Source organism: Microcystis sp. LE19-8.1F, assembly GCF_027531715.1.
Taxonomy (GTDB): Bacteria; Cyanobacteriota; Cyanobacteriia; order Cyanobacteriales; family Microcystaceae; genus Microcystis; species Microcystis wesenbergii_A.
Genome location: NZ_JAPZSO010000103.1, coordinates 1 through 2,260, shown reverse-complemented (window position 1 = coordinate 2,260; position 2,260 = coordinate 1). Strand labels below are relative to the sequence as shown.

At 39.2% G+C, this 2,260-nt stretch carries 4 protein-coding genes; all 4 read right to left on the bottom strand.

The genetic code is table 11. The features are described 5' to 3' along the window. Positions 1 to 256, bottom strand: a 256-nt coding sequence (locus O9334_RS10635) for a transposase family protein (RefSeq protein ID WP_288000255.1), incomplete at its 3' end; no start/stop codon positions are given. Between the two features lie 37 nt (positions 257 to 293). After that, entirely contained in the window at positions 294 to 866 is a 573-nt protein-coding gene (locus O9334_RS10630) for a helix-turn-helix domain-containing protein (RefSeq protein ID WP_288000254.1), read from the bottom strand. 57 nt (positions 867 to 923) lie between these two features. Beyond that, complete coding sequence (locus O9334_RS10625) at positions 924 to 1,403, bottom strand: hypothetical protein (protein WP_152606991.1); 480 nt, start codon at positions 1,401 to 1,403, stop codon at positions 924 to 926. A 38-nt stretch (positions 1,404 to 1,441) separates the two neighbouring features. Then, on the bottom strand, positions 1,442 to 2,059 hold the full coding sequence (locus O9334_RS10620; protein WP_152606992.1) for a hypothetical protein: 618 nt from the start codon (positions 2,057 to 2,059) through the stop codon (positions 1,442 to 1,444). Positions 2,060 to 2,260 lie beyond the last annotated feature (201 nt).

Sequence of the window (2,260 nt, the reverse complement as noted above, 5' to 3'; positions counted from 1 at the left end):
AAGCCGTTAAGATTAATTGAGCATCAAAATTAGCTACACGATTCCTATAAATATCGGAAACTGCACGGTATCTTTTCACCCCAGAAAAAGCATTTTCACCCACAACTCTTTCTTTGGCTAGTTCTCGATTTTCTTGTTTTTGTTCTGCTGTTAACTCTCCTCCCTTCGGTTTTTTGTGGGGCAAACGGATATTTACATACTGTTTTTGCACTCCCTGAAATCCTGAATCAACCAAGACTGGGATTTGAGCAGGGATGCCGCCAATTAAGTCTTCTTGTTCTTGTATCTTTTTATCATGGGTTTTTCCGCGCTTTCCTAGGGGTTAACAGCAAAATCCTCTTGTCTTCTGCACTAGCTGCTAGGTTTTTTCGGGTGCATCGCTTTTTCTTTCCTGAGTAGTTCTCTTTCTGTTTTTCCGCGTCTTTGGGACGAGCTATCGGTATGAAGGTCCGAGGGACTATCACTTCTTTCACCTCTGGAAAATGTTGGATAAATTCCTCGAGCCTCTCGATTTTTCTAAGGGGCAGTACCTTTTTTTCTCCTAAAACCTTTTCTAAAATTGGTTGTAGGCGATGTACCCATCTATTCGCTTGTGAGCGGTCAAAATCGAACCATACTGCCGCCAAGTCAAAGGTTGGATAGCACTTGAAGTAAAACAGGATATAGAATAATTTCTCTTTGATGCTTTGCAATCTAGCTTTCCTGCCAGCTCCGATTTTTCTTTTTCTTGCCTTTTCCCTGTTGTCTGCTTCCGCCAAATACACCTGTTCAAATTTCTCTAACAAGGTCTCAAACGCTCTTCTATTGAGTCCTGTGGTCGCTCTCAAGAGTCTATCTTGATGCAATATTCTGCCAATGTTCAGCATTCAAGGGGATATCCAATCATTGTTTCTTCCCCATTATGCCACTATTACGCAACAAGTCTATTGTGTACGGATTTTTCGGAGAGCATAGTAATCTGACACTTTCCAGTCAACAGGAAAGTTTTCGCTGCTAAAACTCCACGTCTTTTGATTTTTTAATAGATCAGAAAAATGAGCAAGTTGGTCTTGCAAGTCTGTAAAAGAGCCGATATTTGTGCTTAAGGATTGTCCTTTCCATTGCCGAACTCCTTGTGCTGCGCTAAAAGGAATCGGATAAGCCTTAACTTTTCCTTGACCAGGATATGCATACTCCAAAGTCTTTTCCGCTTTATTTGGAGTAAATACGATTAAATCATCCTCAGAAGAAAATTGATAGGCAAAACAAGTCCATTTCTCACCATTTGAATTCCCAATTATTTGACCGATCAGTATTCCTATATAATATTGAGAGTATGGAGGTTCTGGAGAGTCTGGTGGCTCCGATTCCCAGAAAAACACACAAAAGATACTAATTTGTCCAGAAGGGAATAAAATGGGCATACACTTCGTTGATACTGCAAAAGCAGAGTAATTTTTGCTCAATGGGTCGAAGTCAATTTTCTCCAAAAAAGCAAAAAAATGTCGTGAGGGTCATCTAACAAAGTAATACTCAGAGTCCAATCATTATCATAAACAAAGCCAAGACCCAATTCGCAATCTCGAAGAAAACCTACCTCGACCCATTTCTTATAAATAGCTCTTGCGTTATCACTAAGGCGAGCAATCGCATTCTTCAATTCTTTCATGGAGAATGTTGTGCTTTCTGCCAGTTTAGCCATCTGTGATGAGAATGAATCAGCAATACTTAAAAAATCGAGATCGCCAACCTTCAAACCTACATCATGGGCGTAGTAATATATTTTACGCAAAGCATCAAAGTCTTGAATAACAGTGCGAAATCGTAGCAAATCCTCAGATTCCTGTGTAGAATCAATGCTATTCAATGAAGCTATTGATAACCAGGGAAATAAATCACTCCAGTTTGCTATCCAAACACCCAGTGGCGTATATTGACCATCGTTCGTATTAGATGTGGTTTCAGCTAATGCCAGAAAATTGGAGCTAATTGCTTCTATCAGTGGCTCATCCACACTATTTTCACGAATATTACTTGGTCCTATAGACGGAAAAGGTGTACTAAGGTGATTTCTGCTCAAGAAGATACCTGATAGATTAAAATAGGGGAAATGGCGAGTAGGAAAGAAAAAAATGGTGTCTAGGTGATTTCTGACAAAGAGTTTACCTAATCTAATCAACTTAAAAAATAAGGGGAAAATAGTTAGCGAACACCTTCCGCTAACCTAACTTGATTTTCAAGTTCTAATGACGGTTTTTTGACAAGTAAATAAAAGACAAAT

Bases quoted from the DNA above. Each gene is read 5' to 3' on its own strand.
- O9334_RS10625 (WP_152606991.1), bottom strand. From the start codon at position 1,403: ATGCCCATTTTATTCCCTTCTGGACAAATTAGTATCTTTTGTGTGTTT.
- O9334_RS10630 (WP_288000254.1), bottom strand. From the start codon at position 866: ATGCTGAACATTGGCAGAATATTGCATCAAGATAGACTCTTGAGAGCG.